Here is a 15431-nt window from a genome sequence, read left to right on the forward strand (position 1 = left end):
CGCCCTTCGACAGGAACCTGAACGCCAGGTGACGTCCAGGGGATCGTGTCAATGATGGATGACGTTGTGTCCGCGTTGCGCGGTTTGAGATGAACGCTCCATGAACGACCTGTGAACGCTCGTTGCATTTCGTTCATCCGGGGGTCGCGTGCGTCGGGTCGGCGGCGTCGGGACAATGGGGTCATGCGACGTGCCATGGCCGAGGTCAACTTAGCGGCCATCGGCAGCAATGTCATGCGGGTCAAGGCGGCCGCTCCTGACGCCAGGCTGCTAGCGGTGGTCAAAGCGGACGGGTACGGGCATGGCATGATTCCGGCCGCCCGGGTGGCCCGGGCCACGGGTGCGGACTACCTCGGCGTAGCACTTCCCAGCGAGGCGATCGAGGTCCGTGAATCGGGCGACGGCGGCCCCTTGTTGTGTTGGCTCCACACGCCGGACGACGATCTCACCGAATGTGTCGCACGAGACGTGGAACTGTCGGTGGCGTCCCCGGACACGCTCGAGCAGGTGTGCGAAGCGGGGCGTCATACGCGCCGTCGAGCCCGAATCCATCTGAAGGTCGACACGGGCTTGGGTCGCAACGGAGCCACGATCGCGGACTGGTCCCGGCTGATCGCCGCCGCCCTCGCTCGTCAGGACGACGGACTGGTCGAGATCGTCGGCATCTGGAGCCACCTCGCGTGTTCCGACCAACCGGACTCACCGGTGACCGCACGTCAGGTCGGTGTGTTTCGCGACGCTCTCGCGCAGGCGGAGGAGGGAGGGTTGGTGCCGGAACTTCGACACCTGGCCAACAGCGGAGGGATCTTTGCGCATCCCGACACACATTTCGACATGGTCCGATGTGGGATCGCGATCTACGGCCTTACTCCCGGTCCCGCCATCGGAAGCTCGGCGGCCTTGGGACTCATCCCTGCGATGACGGTGGGGACGGAGCTCGCTTTGGTCAAGCGGGTCCCAGGGGGCCAGGGGGTCTCCTACGGGCACCGATACCGGACTCGCCGCGCGACCCGGCTCGCTCTGGTCCCGGTCGGATACGCCGATGGGGTTCCGCGCAGCGGATCCAGCCGCATCCCGGTTCAGATCAATGGACAGCGTTTCACTGTGTCCGGGATCATCGCCATGGACCAGATGGTCATCGACATCGGGGACACCCCGGCGAAACCGGGCGACGAGGTCCTGCTGTTCGGCTCCGGTCGTCACGGTGAGCCCACGGCCGACGATTGGGCCATCGCCTGCGGCACGATCAACTACGAGATCGTCACCCGGATCGGTCCGCGCATCCCGCGCCGTCACCTCGGTGGGGCCGCGTGATGACTCGTGCCGGGCGGACACTGCTGGTCCTGGGCTCGGCCGGGCTCGGTGTCGCTGCGGGTGTTGCTGCCGAGCGGGCGCTGATGAGGGTCTCGTTCCCGACACCCGCGGACGGTGACGACGCGGTGGGGACGTTGCGCGGCGACCCGCATCCGCTGACGGCCGATGACGGGACCGTCCTCCATGTGGAGATCGACGAACCTGCCGACCCGGCTCAGGGCGATGTCACGGTGGTGTTCAGCCACGGTTACTCGCTGAATCTCGATACCTGGCACTACCAGCGCCAAGCGTTGCGGGGGCGGGCGCGACTAGTGCTATGGGACCAGCGATCCCATGGCCGCAGCGGGCGGGCGGCGCCGAACGGCCCCATCATCGACCAGTTGGGTCGGGACCTGGCCAGAGTCCTCGACGCGTGCGCCGCCACCGGGCCCGTCATCCTGGTAGGTCACTCGATGGGCGGGATGACAGTCATGGCGCTGGCTGCCGAGCGACCGGAACTCTTCGGAGGGCGGATCCGTGGGGTCGCCTTGATCGCCACGAGCGCCGGGGGGCTCGACGACCTCGATCTGCATCTGCCCCAACCCCTGGCGCGTCTGTTCCACAAGGAGGCCCCCCGGGTCGCGGCAGCCCTCGCCGCGCGTTCCGAGCTCATCGACCGGAATCGGGCGCGGACCACCGATTTGGATTTCCTGCTGACCAAACGACTGTCCTTCGGCGGGGGCGTCTCGCGGGACCAGGCGCGCTTCGTGGCCGACTTGATCGGGAGTACCCCTATCGAGGTCGTCGCCGACTTCCTTCCTGAGTTCGACCATCACGACAAGATGCGGGCACTGTCCGCGCTCGATCGCGTCGAGACGCTGGTCATGGTGGGCGACCGCGATGTGCTCACGCCGGAAAGTCACAGCCGGCAGATCGTGCGGGAGGTGCCGGGAGCCGAGTTGGTGATCCTGCCGGCGACCGGTCACATGATCATCACGGAACGCCACCAAGAGGTCTCCGAGCACCTGGTGGACCTGCTGGCCACGGTCCGCGCCCGCGGATGATGGTCGGGGTGGGCGACCCGGACGCCATGGAAGCAGTGGGTGAGGTGATCGGCTCGATGCTCAAGGCCGGCGACGCGGTATGCCTCACTGGTCGGCTGGGGGCGGGCAAGACCACACTCGTGCGCGGCGTGGCCCGCGGAATGGGGGTCCAGGGGGTCGTTGCGAGTCCCACGTTCGTCCTCAGCCGCCGCTACGCGGGTGCTGTTCCGCTCGTGCACTGCGACGCTTACCGTCTGGGACCCGACGATGATTTCGCTGACGTCGTCTCCGACCCCGAGGACGTCGTGGTGGTGGTCGAGTGGGGTGACCCCGTCATGCCGGCGTTCGCTGATTCGTGGTTGTCAGTCGACATCGAGCGCCCCAGCGGCACGGGCGGGGAGGACCGCAGGCTGATGCTGCGGGGAGTCGGGGCAGAGTGGGACGATGGGCGGGTGGCTGAGTTGTTGGAACGACTGGCCAGTGTGAGGGGAACCCGTGGGTGAGGGGAGCTCGTGGGCGATGGCAACCAACGCCCTCCCGGGCGCAACGGTCAGGCGCGCCCTGCGAGCCACGTCATGATCCTGGCCGTCGACACCTCCGGCGTGGTTGCCGTGGTGGCCCTCGCCACGACGGCGGGGGACTTGCATTTCGGAGCCACGGGCGCCAACCCGCGGGCGCATGCCGAGGAACTCGCACCGCTGGTCCGACAGGCACTGGCTCGCGGAACCCCTCAGCGCGTCGTCGCCGGGCGGGGACCAGGGTCCTTCACGGGGCTGAGAGTGGGACTCGTGTTCGCGCAGGTTTTCGGGTGGGCGCGGGGTCTGCCCGTCAGCGGAGTCAGCTCGCTCGACGTGGTCGCCCGGCAGTACGCCCTCGTCGACGGGTGGGTCGTGCTGGATGCCCGCCGCCGCGAGGTGTATCTCGGTCGTTACCGCTCGGGTCGGCCGGACGCCGCACCGCGGGTTGTGACCCGAGACGAGGCGCGTGCGGCCATCGGCACCGAGACGGCAGTCGGTGACGTAGCACTGCTGACGGATACTGACCGCAGAGCGGTCGGGACCACCCGACTGACTCCAGCGAGTCTGGCGCAGTGCGCCGCCGCCACGAGGGGACGAGGGTCCCTGCAGCCCGATTACCTGCGGCGCCCCGACATCACCTGGTCACCCGCCAAGCAAGGAGCCCCGCCTCCATGAATCTGCGCCCCGCCCGGGCCGGCGACCTGCCCGCGATCATGGCCATCGAAGTTGACGTGTTCCCGGATTCCGCTTGGACCGTCGACCAGATGCGCGATGAGCTCTCCCGGGACACCCGCTGGTACACCGTGGCCGAAGACAGTGACGCCCTGATCGGCTACCTGGGCCTGTATGTCGTCGAGCCGGACTGTGACCTCCAGACCATCGCGGTATCGCCCAACGCCCACGGTCGGGGTGTCGGAACGGCCCTGCTCGGGGCGGCCGTGGCCCATGCGTGGTCCGTCGGGTGCTCCCGGATGTTCCTCGAGGTCCGGGCGGACAATGACGCGGCCCTGCGGCTGTACGAACGCACGGGCTTCGTTCGGCTCGGGCGCCGTTCTCGGTACTACCCTGACGGCGCCGATGCCGTGACCATGCGGCTACGTCGCCATGAGGTCCCCGATTTGGCGGAGGCCGTTCATGCGTGACGAGCCCGTGGTCCTGGGGATCGAGACCTCCTGCGACGAGACAGGTGTCGGGATCGTCGTGGGTACTGACCTGCGTGTGAATCTGCTCGCCAGCAGCGCCGCCGAACATGCGAGGTACGGCGGCATCGTGCCAGAGATCGCGAGCAGGGCGCACCTGGCGGAGATGCTGCCCACCCTCGCCGAAGCGTGCCGGGCTTCTGGTCTGGCGTTGTCGGACATCGACGCGATCGCCGTAACCGCCGGCCCTGGCCTCGCGGGAGCCCTGGTGGTCGGGGTCGCGGCGGCAAAGGCGCTGGCCCTGGCGTTGGACAAGCCCGTCTACGGGGTCAACCATCTGGCGGCTCATGTTGCCGTGGACACCCTCGTGTCCGGCCCGCTGCCTGACAACTGCGTCGCGCTGTTGGTGTCCGGCGGGCACAGTTCGCTGCTCCACGTGCGCGATCTGGTGGGCGATGTCGAACCCCTCGGGGTCACCATCGACGACGCGGCGGGGGAGGCGTTCGACAAAGTTGCCCGGTTGCTGGGCCTCCCGTTCCCGGGTGGTCCACCGATCGACGCCGCGGCGAGGTCCGGTGACGCGCAGGCCATAGCGTTCCCGCGCGGCTTGACGTCGCCCCGGGATCAGCAGCGGCATCGTCATGACTTCTCGTTCAGTGGTCTGAAGACAGCTGTCGCCCGTTGGGTCGAGCAGTGTCACGCGGACGGGCGCCCCGTGCCGATCGCCGACGTCGCTGCCTCATTCCAGGAAGCAGTCGCCGATGTCCTGGTCAGCAAAGCTGTCCTCGCCTGCGCGGACACGGGCGCTGACACCCTGGTGATCGGCGGCGGCGTCGCCGCCAACTCGCGGTTGCGGTTCCTCGCCCAAGAGCGCAGCGCCGCGGCGGGGGTGAGGGTGCGGATCCCGCCACCAGGGCTGTGCACGGACAACGGAGCCATGGTCGCCGCGCTGGGCGCACTGGCAGTCCAGCGGGCGGTTCCCCCCAGTCCTCTGGATTTCCCCTCGGACTCAGGCCTTCTCGTCACCGAGGTGTTGAGCGGTCACCCAGTCCAACCGGAATAGCGCAGGCCCGCGGCGACCGCGCCGGCCACGACCACCACCACCAGGAATGGGGCACGCAGTAGCAGCGCGATGAACCCCGCCCCCACGCCGGCCATTCGGGCGTCGAGCGTCACCGCCTGCCCGGCGCCGACGGTCTGGACGACGACCAGTGCTGCCAGCATCGCAACGGGGATCAGGCTCGTGACCCGGCTGACGCGCCGATCATCCAGCCATTCCTTCGGGACGACATAGCCGACCAGTTTGAGCAGGAAACATCCAGCGCTGGCGATCAGGACTGCCGGCCACATCAGGGTCGGCTCCGGCGCAGTCCGGCGACAACAGCGATGAGGGCACTGGCCAGGACGGGAATCCCGGGGCTGACCAGGGGGATAAGTATCACGGTCACCCCGGCGGCGACGATGGCGACCACGCGCGCCTCATGATGGGCCAGGCGGGGCCACAGCAGTGCGAGGAATGCTGCTGCCGCAGCGGCGTCCAGCCCGTAAGCACGGGGATCACCGATCAGGCCGACAGTAAGTGATCCAATCAGTGTGCCGATATTCCACAGGACAAAGACCGAGACGCCCGTCGCCCAGAACGCGTACCGCAGGATGTCCGGGTCGGGGTCGTCCGCGCTGGCCACCGCCATGGCCGTGGACTCGTCGATGGTCAGTTGTGCTGCGAGCGGGCGCTGCCAGCCTCGCGGTGCCAGCGACCGGGCCAGTGAGAGGGCATACAGGCCGTTGCGCATCCCCAGCAGCAGCGCCGTCGCGACCGCGGCCACGACCAGGCCCCCGGATCCCAGGGTCGCCACCAGAGCGAACTGCGATGCCCCCGTGAACATGAACACCGACAACGCCTGGGTCTGCCAAGCGTCGAAACCGTTGGCAACTGCCAGCGCCCCGAACGATATGCCGTAGGCGCCGGTCGCTGCGCCGATGGCCAAAGCGTCGATGGTGACCTCCCGCCGGGAGCGGGAATCGGCCGGCGAGGTCATGGTTCGTAGCCTAGGCAGTCACGGGATACTCGATTGCCGTGCCGTGCCGTGCCGTGCCGTGCCGTGCCGTGCCGTGCCGTGCCGTGCCGTGCCGTGCCGGGACGGTCGGCAGTGCCCGCCGTCGGATCTCCTGCGGCTTCCCAGCTCCGGGCGGTTGATGAACCGGCGAGGAAGGTAGACGGGAAGGCTCACACGGCCCGAACCAGAAGGGCGACGGCCTCGCCTTCGGATCGGGTCAGCACCAGTTCCGCTGCGTGGCCCTCGGCCGGCAACTGCAACTGCCGCCGCAGGGCCTGTGGGTCCAGGGCCAGGCCGCGTGTGCGGATCGTCACGGTGGCGATCCCACGATTGCGCAGTTCCCGGCGCAGGGTCTTGGGGCGAGCGGGAAGTACGTCTTCGACCCGGAACCGGTGGCCCAGACGCGCCGGGGGCTCGTTGTCGGTGGTGATGTACGCGATCCCGGGGCTCACAACCCGGCCGTGGACCTCGGCGCACGCGACATCGACCAGGCCGGCCCTGACGATGGCGGGATCGGGGAGCAGCAGCCAGCTGCCGAGCGCCCCGGATGCTGCCGGTTGGGGGTCGTCCGAACTCAGAATCGCCGCAGTTTCTGAATGCCAAGGGTCGGTGCCCGACCGCAGCAGGACTGCGCTGCGGCGCGGCAACCCGTCGGTCAGTCCCGGAAACCAAACGGCTGCTTCGACGAGGTCGCCGTCGATGCTCACCCACTCGGTGGCGCAGTCGATCGGAATGGCTTCGTGCGGGATTCCGGGCGCTGCTTTTGCCACTGTCCGCGGATGCCTCGCGCCCGTTGCCGTCACCCATGACCACGGTGGTTGCCACCGCTCCGGGGCATGCGTGCGCACCGAACTGCCGTCGGGTCGGTGCCCAGCACGCCGGGCTGGGTCGACGAAAATGGCAGCGTCCGAGGGAACAGCAATCGTCGTGGCGTCGGCGCAGATCACTTCGGCGCCCGGCAGATTCGCGGTCGCCACCGCCACGGTCACGGGGTCGGAGTCGACGGCCACCACCGAGAGGCCACTGACCCGTGCGGCATGGGCGTCCGCACCGATCCCACAGCCCAGGTCGTACAAGTGAGTGACCCCGAGTTCGATCAGCCGTCTCGCCCGGCGTACCGCAGCCGCGGGGCGACTGCTCTGCTCCAGGCCGGCGCGCGTGAAGTACCAGGACTGCGCTGTCCGGCCGAACTTCGCGCCCGCCCGCCTGCGAAGCAGCGTCTGCTGGACGATGGCGGTGATCGTCTCGCCCGGGACGTCGCGAACTGCGGAACGCAAGGCAGCAAGATCGCGGGGGGCGGGTTCGTCGGGCAGGGCCGCGGCCGCCTCCCATGCATCCCTCAGGTGATCCGACTGCAAGACTGCGGGATCGATCGCCACCCTGGAAGTATCCCGCCGTTGCAGAGGTGAGGCGCCAGGAATGCCGACGCAGTGACCGTGATGCACTCGATTCCCAGGCTCGCCGCCGACCTTGGGGGCTGGGCTCGATGCCCCTAGGGGTAGGAGGTCGGTTGAGGTCAGTTGTAGCCTCCCGAGACCCCGCTGAACGACACCGAGGAGCGCCACATGTCACTGCGTCTGGGCGATGAAGCCCCTGACTTCTCCGCCGCCACCACCGACGGAGATATCGATTTCCATGATTGGAAGAGCGGCAGTTGGGCGGTGCTGTTCAGTCACCCTGCCGACTACACGCCGGTCTGCACCACCGAACTGGGACGTACTGCTCAGTTGAGTGACGACTTCGCGCAGCGGGGTGTGAAGTGCATCGCGGTGTCGGTTGATCCGCTCGCCGACCACCTGGGTTGGGCCGGGGACATCGGCGACGTGGGGGGCACGGACCTGAACTTCCCGATCATCGCCGACCCCGACCGCGACGTGTCGACGAAGTACGACATGATCCATCCCGGCGAGGGGGATACCTCCACCGTGCGCTCGGTGTTCATCATCGACCCCGACAACAAGGTCCGCCTGACCATGACCTACCCGAAGTCGGTCGGACGCAATTTCACGGAGATCCTGCGGGCGGTGGATGCGCTGCAACTGACCGACGCCGCGCCGGTGTCCACGCCGGTGGATTGGGAAGTCGGTGAGCGGGTGATCGTTTCCCCCGCGATGTCGACCGCCGACGCGAAGGATCGCTTCGGCGAGGTCGAGGAGGTCAAGCCCTATCTGCGCTGGACCGCGCAGCCCTCGGCCTGACCGACGGGCGGGACCTGGGCGGCGACCCGGACGGCGCCTTGCGTGGGCGCCTCCGCTGGCTACTCGGGTTGGCTACTCGGGTTGGCTACTCGGGTTAGCTACTCGGGTTAGCTACTCGGGTTAGCTACTCGGGTTAGCTACTCGGGTTGGCACTCTAGTTGACGGAGTGCTAATCCGGGCCTAAGGTGAGTGCTGGCACTCTCCTTGTGAAAGTGCCAACCGGCCGGGCCGTTGCGGTCCCGCGACGACGTCGACGATCCGGCCATGCCAACCGTTCGTTCACCTAATCCCGTGAGGGGGAGGTTGAGGCGTGTCAGTCTCCATCAAACCGCTCGAGGACCGCATTCTGGTCCAACCACTGGACGCCGAGCAGACCACTGCTTCGGGTCTGGTCATTCCGGATACCGCGAAGGAGAAGCCCCAGGAGGGCAGTGTCCTTGCAGTGGGTCCGGGCCGTTTCGATGACGAAGGGGAGAACCGTATCCCTCTCGACATCAAGACCGGTGACACCGTTATTTACAGCAAATACGGAGGCACCGAGATCAAGTACAACGGTGAGGAGTACCTGATCTTGTCCGCTCGCGACGTGCTCGCGATCGTGGAGAAGTGATTCCTCGCATCTGATCCACCGCCCCGGGCGGCCCGCGACCCGGGCCTCCGGGGCGGTGGTCTTTCCGGCGTCAGGCTCGAGCCGCAAGTCCTCGAGCCGGAACGCCCGGAGCACAGCCACCACCCCACAGTCATTCCCCCGGCCTCAGTCGGGACCAGCACCACAACGGGAGTTCCCACCATGTCCAAGATCATCGAATTCGACACCGCAGCTCGCTCTGCCCTGGAGCGAGGAGTCGACACCCTGGCGGATGCCGTCCGCGTCACGATCGGCCCCCGCGGCCGCAACGTGGTCATCGACAAGTCGTGGGGAGCGCCCACCATCACCAACGACGGCGTCACCATCGCCCGCGAGATCGAACTCGAGGACCCCTACGAGAATCTCGGGGCCCAACTGGTCAAAGAGGTCGCGACGAAGACCAACGACATCGCGGGCGACGGAACCACCACCGCCACCGTGTTGGCCCAGGCTCTCGTGCATCAGGGGCTTCGTGTCGTGACCGCCGGCGCCTCGCCGATCGAACTCAAGCGCGGATTGGACACCGCGTGCCAGGCCGTCGTCGATCAGTTGTTGGCCGATGCCCGCCAGGTCGACAACATCGACGAGACCCGTCAGGTCGCCACAGTCTCCTCCCAGGACCCCGAGGTCGGCGATCTCATCGCGCAGGGATTCGACAAGGTCGGTAAGGACGGTGTGATCTCGGTCGAGGACTCTCAGAGCATGGGGGTCGAGCTGGAGTTCACCGAGGGCATGCAGTTCGACAAGGGCTACATCTCGCCGTACTTCATCACCGACGCCGACCGGATGGAGGCCGTGCTCGAAGACGCGGCGATCTTGCTCGTCGGGGGCAAGGTCAGCGCCATCAGCGAGTTGCTCCCCGTTCTGGAGCAGGCCGTCCAGGCCGGCAAGCCGTTGCTCATCATTGCGGAAGACGTCGAGGGTGAAGCCTTGAGCACCTTGGTCGTCAACCGGGTACGCGGCACGTTGACCGCGGTGGCCGTCAAGGCGCCCGCCTTCGGAGATCGCCGCAAGGCGATGCTGCAGGACATGGCGATCCTCACCGGAGGGACTGTGGTGACGGAGGAGGTCGGGCTCAAGCTCGATCAGGTCGGACTCGAGGTTCTGGGGCACGCTCGCCGGGTGGTGGTCACCAAGGACACCACCACGATCGTCGAGGGTCATGGCGACGCTGCGGCCGTCGACGAGCGGGTCGCCCAGATCCGCCGCGAGATGGAGGCGACCGACTCGGAGTGGGATCGGGAGAAGCTGGGTGAACGCCTGGCCAAACTGTCCGGCGGAGTCTGTGTCATCAAGGTCGGCGCCGCCACCGAGGTCGAGATGAAGGAGCGCAAGCATCGCATCGAAGACGCGGTCTCGGCCACCCGAGCCGCGTTGGAAGAGGGTGTCGTCCCCGGTGGCGGCTCAGCGCTGCTGCATGCGGGCCGCGCTCTCGAAGAGTTGGATCTACCGGGGGACGAGGGCATCGGTGTGCAGGTCTTGCGTCGGTCCTTGGCCGAGCCGCTGTCCTGGATCGCCGAGAACGCTGGTGAGCCCGGCTCTGTTGTCGTCCACAGCGTCACGCAGGCGGGTCCTGGAGTCGGTTTCGACGCGGCCACCGGTGACTACACCGACCTCATCGCCGCCGGAGTGATCGACCCCGTCAAAGTGACCCGTTCAGCGCTTCAGAACGCGGTGTCGATCACGGGTCTGCTGTTGACCACGGAGGCACTCGTCGTGGAGAAGCCCGAAGAGCCGCAGGATGATCACGAGCACGGTCACGGTCATAGTCATGGACCCGGAGGCCACAGCCACTGATTCCCGTCAGGGACTGACCACTGATTCCCGTCAGGTACAGATAGGACCGGACCACAAGAACGACAAAGAGTCGAAACGCAACAAGGGGAGCCCCAACTCATCGAGTTTGGGGCTCCCCTTGTTGTCGTCGCCAGGCCTTGTTCTTGTCGCCAGGCCTTGTTGTTGTCGCCAGGCGGGGCTGCTGGTTCCGTCACACGGCCGTGGCGCGGCGGTGCTGCGCGAGGAGTTGAGCGCGCTCCGCCTCGGTCAGGCCACCCCAGACACCGTAGGGCTCGCGAACCTTCAGGGCGTGGTCGAGGCATTGGCGTTGGACGGGGCAGGTGGCGCAGAGGGCCTTGGCGGCCGCCTCGCGTTGTTCCCGCGCCTCGCCACGTTCCCGGTCGGGATGGAAGAAGACCTCAGAGCCCATCCTGCGGCAGGCCGCTTCGAGCTGCCAATCCCACAGATCGGCGTTCGGTCCGGGCAGACGCTTCAAGTTCGCCATGGCATCTCCTTCGATGTGCCTTCACCGTAGAACTTTTGCAAAACTGTGTCAACATAGGGAAGGAAGTTTTTTCATAGCCGAAGCAGAGTCGATCTGACAGGGGATCGAATCGGCAATCTCGGGAGGTGAATGGTGGGCGCGACTCAGACAGCCGATACTGACCATGTGGTGGACGCAGCCGAGCCCGACGTCGCCATTTCTGTCGCCGAGGCTGCGGCCCGGGTGGGCCTGACGGCGGCCACCCTACGGACGTGGCACCGGCGATATGGCCTGGCTCCGAGCGTTCGAACCGCGGGTGGGCATCGTCGATACAGTGCCTCCGATATCGCCCGACTCCGGGCTGTCCAGCAGATGGTGGCGGGCGGTGTCCCGCCGGCCGAGGCCGTCTCGGCGTGCCTGGATCAGTCCCCCGAGGCGCTGCGTCGCATGTCGGCTGACGAGTTCCGCGACGAGCATCCCCGGCCTCGCGCCGGAGGGGGGCAGGTCTTACCCCTGCCTGACGGCGATGATGATCAGCGCGGCCTGGCCCGAGCGGCGGATTCCCTCGACGCCCCGGCGATCACCCGGACTGTCATGGCCCTCTTCGATCGTCACGGCGTCATACCTGCGTGGGAGGGCGTGGTTGTTCCCGTGTTGGTGGCGCTGGGGGAGCGGTGGCGTCAGACGAATCGCGGTGTCGAGATCGAACACGTCGCCTCCGACGCCGTGATCGCAGCGCTTCAGGCCCACGGCGAGACCGCCGAATCGTCACGGCGACCCGTCTTGTTGGCATGTGTGCCCGACGAACAACACACGCTCCCGCTCTTCGCGTTGCAGGCCGCCCTGCGTGACGCGGGTCAGTCGTCGGTGCTGCTGGGCGCCCGCGTACCACCCGACGCCATCCACGCGGCGGTGCGCAGGCTGCGACCACGGGCAGTTGTGCTGTGGGCTCAGCGCCGTGAGTTGGCCGACCCCGAGTTGCTGACCGGGATGCCGACTCAACGGCCGGCGGTCCAGGTCGTGCCCGCTGGGCCGGGCTGGTCTGAACTCGACCTACCGGAGACCGATCGACCACACAGCCTCAGCGAGGCGGTCGACATGATCACGGGTGCAGCATGAGCCGCGAGCTCGCCTGGGCGGCCGTCACCCAGGCGCCTCAGGTGGCGCTGACGACCGTCAGCGACCGCACAGACCCATGGTCGCGATGGGCCGAAGCAGTCGTGACGATGGCGCTGGGTGACTACCGGGGCGCATTCGACGCCTTGCACCCGCTCTGCGAGCGGGACGACGAGGTGGGGGGTCTGGCGTGCGCCCGCATCGCCTCCGGTCTACGCCAGATCGACGAGCATGAAGCCGCGGTCGCCTGGGACGAGCGCGCGATCGCTGCCGGCGGACGCGCCACCACCGACGGGCTCGTCGGGCGGGCAGCCGATGCGGTCGGGATGTCCGATCCGGATCTGGCGGCGTCGTACCTGGGGGCAGGCAGGGAGCGGGCCGTCGACCTACGCGATGAGATCCGCGTCGCCTGGGTGGCAGAGGAAATCTGCCTACTCAAAGGCCAATACCCGTTGGCGCTCGCCCACGGTGAGCGCGCCCACCGGTTGTCCCTCGCCCTGGGGTCACCGCGCCACATCGTCAAGAGCGCCCTCTTCGCGAGTGCCGCGGGCCGCGCGACCGGGGCGGCGGGAACGGTCGCGCTGCTCGGAGTCGCCTTCAGCCGCGCTCAAGCTCTCGCCCTCCGGCCCATGCTGTGGCCGATCGTCACGGTCTTGGCGGATGACGCCACACCCGCCCAGCGAGTCGCAGCCGGACAAGCGGTGCGATACCTCCACGATCATCTGCCCCCGGGGTTCGGGTCCGCATGGACGGGCCGCTCGGACATCGGCACTCTGCGCCATACCGCTTGACCGCGCATCGCGGTGACGCTGCCGGGCACTATGGGCCCAGCGGCGGCAGGCTCGCCCAGCGGCTGCGGGCCCAGCGGCAGGAGAGTGGCAGATGGTTTCCGTCATGGTGTGCGATGACTCGCCATCCGTGCGCGCCGCCGTGAGACGCTGCTTGGCTGCGATCCCGGAGGTTTCCGTCATCAGCACCGCCGCCAGTGGCGAGGAACTCCTGGCCCGATACCCCGTGGAGCGTCCGGACGTCATCCTCCTCGACGTGCAGATGCCGGGGATGGGTGGATGCGAGGCCCTGCGCCGACTGCATGACCATGACCGGCGTGTCTCGGTGCTCATGCTGACGTCCGGCGAGGCGCCTGGACTGGTGGCGGAATCCGTCTCGCAGGGGGCGTTGGGATACCTGGCCAAGGACGCATCCCCCCAAGAGCTCGCCGCCGCACTCGCTGTCATCTCCGGCGATGAGCCGCATGGGACCGGACTCCCGCATCAGCGACAGTCCGCCGACCCAGGACTGACAGAGCGGGAGCAGCAGGTTCTGCGGGGCATGAGTGAGGGGCTCAGCAACTCCCAGATCGGCAAAGAGTTGTTCCTGTCCGAGGACACGGTCAAGACTCACGCACGGCGCTTGTTCCGCAAACTCAGTGTCAGCGACCGGGGACATGCTGTCGCCGAGGGGTTCCGGCGTGGCCTCATCAGCTGAGTCAGGATCGGAGGATCCTGGCTGAGCCGATCCACCCCGGTCTGCGAGTACGCTTGAAGCCCGATCCGCTGTGAGGTTGCCGTGTCCTTGCTCCCCCCCGAGGCCCAAGGGCTCCCCCCCGCCGCCCAAGGGCTCCCCCCCGCCGCCCAAGGGCTCCCCCCCGCCGCCCAAGGGCTCCCCCCCGCCGCCCAAGGGCTCCTCGACGACCCCCAGGGACCCGCCCTGGGACTCACCTACGACGACGTTCTGCTGTTACCCAATGAGTCCGACGTGATCCCGAGCGAGGTGGATACCTCGACCCGGCTGACCCGCGGAATCACGCTGGGAATTCCGTTGGTCTCCAGCGCGATGGATACCGTGACCGAGGCGCGGATGGCGATCGCCATGGCCCGGCAGGGTGGCATCGGCATCCTGCATCGCAACATGTCCGATGAGGAGCAGGCCGTCGAGGTCGACCTCGTCAAACGATCCGAGGCCGGCATGCTCACCAACCCGGTCACCTGCGGCCCGGACGACACGATCGCCGATGTCGAGCGGCTCTGCGCCCGCTACCGCATCTCCGGGGCTCCCGTCGTCGCGCCCGACGGCGCGCTGGTCGGAGTCGTGACCAACCGGGACATGAGGTTCGTCGAGGACCCCTCCATGCTGGTCCGCGACATCATGACCCCCATGCCGCTCGTCACGGCACCCATCGGCATCACCCGCGAGGACGCCTTCGCCCTCCTGGCCCGGCACCGTGTCGAGAAACTCCCGCTGGTCGATCCGGAGGGTCGCCTCGCCGGACTCATGACCGTCAAGGATTTCACCAAGTCCGAGCAGTACCCACTCGCCACCAAGGACGACTCCGGCCGACTGCGGGTCGGTGCAGCCGTGGGCGTGGGCGAAGACTCCTACAAACGCGCCAGGCTGCTCATTGATGCCGGTGTCGACGTCGTGGTCGTCGACACCGCACACGGACACTCGCGCGCGGTGATCGACATGGTGCGCCGCATCAAGGACGACACGGGCGTGCAAGTCATCGGCGGCAACATCGCCACGGCAGCCGCTGCCACCGCGCTCATCGAGGCGGGCGCCGACGGTGTCAAGGTCGGGGTGGGACCCGGCTCCATCTGCACCACGCGGGTCGTCGCCGGAGTCGGCGTTCCCCAGATCACGGCGATCCACGAGGCCGCCCGGATCGCCGGTCCCGCGGGGGTTCCTGTCATCGGTGATGGCGGGCTGCAATACAGCGGGGACATCGCCAAGGCCCTCGTGGCCGGCGCGGACACCGTCATGCTCGGCTCGCTGTTGGCCGGCTGCGCCGAGGCGCCCGGCGACATCGTCTTCGTCAACGGCAAGCAGTTCAAGCAATACCGCGGAATGGGATCACTCGGGGCGATGCAGTCGCGGGGCGAAGCCCGTTCGTACTCCAAGGACCGCTACTTCCAAGACGACGTTCTGTCAGACGACAAACTGGTCCCCGAGGGCATCGAGGGTCAGGTTCCCTACCGGGGCCCGCTGGCGGCGGTCGCCCACCAGTTGGTCGGGGGATTGCGGGCCGCCATGGGCTACTCCGGTGCCACCGACGTCGCGGACCTCAAGGTCAAGGGGCGGTTCGTCCGGATCACGTCCGCAGGTCTGCGCGAGAGCCACCCCCACGATGTCCAGGTGACGTCCGAGGCGCCCAACTACTACCCGACCGGACGGTAGTCACG

17 protein-coding genes are annotated in these 15431 nt (G+C 67.8%); 13 read left to right on the top strand and 4 right to left on the bottom strand.

Going from position 1 to position 15431, the window contains the following annotated elements; genetic code table 11:
- The first annotated feature begins 183 nt into the window (after positions 1–183).
- The 6 genes from alr to tsaD are packed head-to-tail and all read left to right on the top strand — an operon-like array spanning position 184 to position 5056.
- Positions 184–1314, top strand: coding sequence for an alanine racemase (gene alr, locus V9E98_11780; GenBank protein ID MEI2717647.1), 1131 nt, complete (start codon positions 184–186; stop codon positions 1312–1314).
- Positions 1314–2357, top strand: a complete 1044-nt coding sequence (locus V9E98_11785) for an alpha/beta hydrolase (protein ID MEI2717648.1) — start codon at positions 1314–1316, stop codon at positions 2355–2357. The genes alr and V9E98_11785 overlap by 1 nt, the downstream gene beginning before the upstream one ends.
- Before the next feature lie 8 nt (positions 2358–2365).
- A complete protein-coding gene (gene tsaE / locus V9E98_11790) occupies positions 2366–2839 on the top strand; it encodes a tRNA (adenosine(37)-N6)-threonylcarbamoyltransferase complex ATPase subunit type 1 TsaE (protein ID MEI2717649.1) in 474 nt (157 codons plus the stop codon).
- Between the two features lie 9 nt (positions 2840–2848).
- Positions 2849–3529 (top strand): tRNA (adenosine(37)-N6)-threonylcarbamoyltransferase complex dimerization subunit type 1 TsaB, encoded by a 681-nt coding sequence (tsaB, locus tag V9E98_11795; protein ID MEI2717650.1) that lies wholly within the window; start codon positions 2849–2851, stop codon positions 3527–3529.
- Positions 3526–3996: a ribosomal protein S18-alanine N-acetyltransferase gene (rimI, locus tag V9E98_11800; GenBank protein MEI2717651.1), complete on the top strand. Its 471-nt coding sequence runs from the start codon at positions 3526–3528 to the stop codon at positions 3994–3996. Before tsaB ends, rimI begins: the two co-directional genes overlap by 4 nt.
- Positions 3989–5056 (top strand): tRNA (adenosine(37)-N6)-threonylcarbamoyltransferase complex transferase subunit TsaD, encoded by a 1068-nt coding sequence (gene tsaD / locus V9E98_11805; GenBank protein ID MEI2717652.1) that lies wholly within the window; start codon positions 3989–3991, stop codon positions 5054–5056. The genes rimI and tsaD overlap by 8 nt, the downstream gene beginning before the upstream one ends.
- Here the strand turns inward: tsaD and V9E98_11810 are convergent.
- The 3 genes from V9E98_11810 to V9E98_11820 form a co-directional block, all read right to left on the bottom strand.
- Positions 5035–5343 carry an AzlD domain-containing protein gene (locus tag V9E98_11810; protein ID MEI2717653.1) on the bottom strand — a complete coding sequence of 103 codons (309 nt, stop codon included), beginning with the start codon at positions 5341–5343 and terminating at the stop codon, positions 5035–5037. The two genes, tsaD and V9E98_11810, sit on opposite strands and share 22 nt — an antisense overlap.
- Positions 5343–6032 carry an AzlC family ABC transporter permease gene (locus tag V9E98_11815; GenBank protein MEI2717654.1) on the bottom strand — a complete coding sequence of 230 codons (690 nt, stop codon included), beginning with the start codon at positions 6030–6032 and terminating at the stop codon, positions 5343–5345. The genes V9E98_11810 and V9E98_11815 overlap by 1 nt, the downstream gene beginning before the upstream one ends.
- A gap of 188 nt (positions 6033–6220) precedes the next feature.
- A complete protein-coding gene (locus tag V9E98_11820) occupies positions 6221–7429 on the bottom strand; it encodes a class I SAM-dependent methyltransferase (protein ID MEI2717655.1) in 1209 nt (402 codons plus the stop codon).
- Positions 7430–7615: 186 nt separating this feature from the next.
- On the opposite strand from V9E98_11820, the gene V9E98_11825 reads away from it, so the two are divergent.
- From V9E98_11825 to groL, 3 genes are all read left to right on the top strand, one after another.
- Positions 7616–8248: a peroxiredoxin gene (locus tag V9E98_11825; protein MEI2717656.1), complete on the top strand. Its 633-nt coding sequence runs from the start codon at positions 7616–7618 to the stop codon at positions 8246–8248.
- Between the two features lie 310 nt (positions 8249–8558).
- Entirely contained in the window at positions 8559–8858 is a 300-nt protein-coding gene (groES, locus tag V9E98_11830) for a co-chaperone GroES (GenBank protein MEI2717657.1), read from the top strand.
- Between the two features lie 180 nt (positions 8859–9038).
- On the top strand, positions 9039–10673 hold the full coding sequence (gene groL / locus V9E98_11835; GenBank protein MEI2717658.1) for a chaperonin GroEL: 1635 nt from the start codon (positions 9039–9041) through the stop codon (positions 10671–10673).
- A 190-nt stretch (positions 10674–10863) separates the two neighbouring features.
- On the opposite strand, the gene V9E98_11840 is transcribed toward groL, so the two are convergent.
- Positions 10864–11157, bottom strand: coding sequence for a WhiB family transcriptional regulator (locus V9E98_11840; protein MEI2717659.1), 294 nt, complete (start codon positions 11155–11157; stop codon positions 10864–10866).
- Positions 11158–11289: 132 nt separating this feature from the next.
- Here V9E98_11840 and V9E98_11845 point away from each other — a divergent pair, with 132 nt between their 5' ends.
- The 4 genes from V9E98_11845 to guaB all read left to right on the top strand — a co-directional run bounded on the left by V9E98_11845 (position 11290) and on the right by guaB (position 15426).
- Positions 11290–12255, top strand: coding sequence for a MerR family transcriptional regulator (locus tag V9E98_11845; protein MEI2717660.1), 966 nt, complete (start codon positions 11290–11292; stop codon positions 12253–12255).
- The gene (locus V9E98_11850; protein MEI2717661.1) at positions 12252–13043 is read left to right on the top strand and encodes a hypothetical protein; all 792 of its coding nucleotides are present in this window, start codon (positions 12252–12254) and stop codon (positions 13041–13043) included. The genes V9E98_11845 and V9E98_11850 overlap by 4 nt, the downstream gene beginning before the upstream one ends.
- A gap of 91 nt (positions 13044–13134) precedes the next feature.
- The gene (locus V9E98_11855; GenBank protein MEI2717662.1) at positions 13135–13737 is read left to right on the top strand and encodes a response regulator transcription factor; all 603 of its coding nucleotides are present in this window, start codon (positions 13135–13137) and stop codon (positions 13735–13737) included.
- A 222-nt stretch (positions 13738–13959) separates the two neighbouring features.
- A complete protein-coding gene (gene guaB, locus V9E98_11860; GenBank protein ID MEI2717663.1) occupies positions 13960–15426 on the top strand; it encodes an IMP dehydrogenase in 1467 nt (488 codons plus the stop codon).
- Positions 15427–15431: the final 5 nt, after the last annotated feature.

This window comes from Candidatus Nanopelagicales bacterium, from assembly GCA_037045355.1.
Lineage (GTDB): Bacteria > Actinomycetota > Actinomycetes > S36-B12.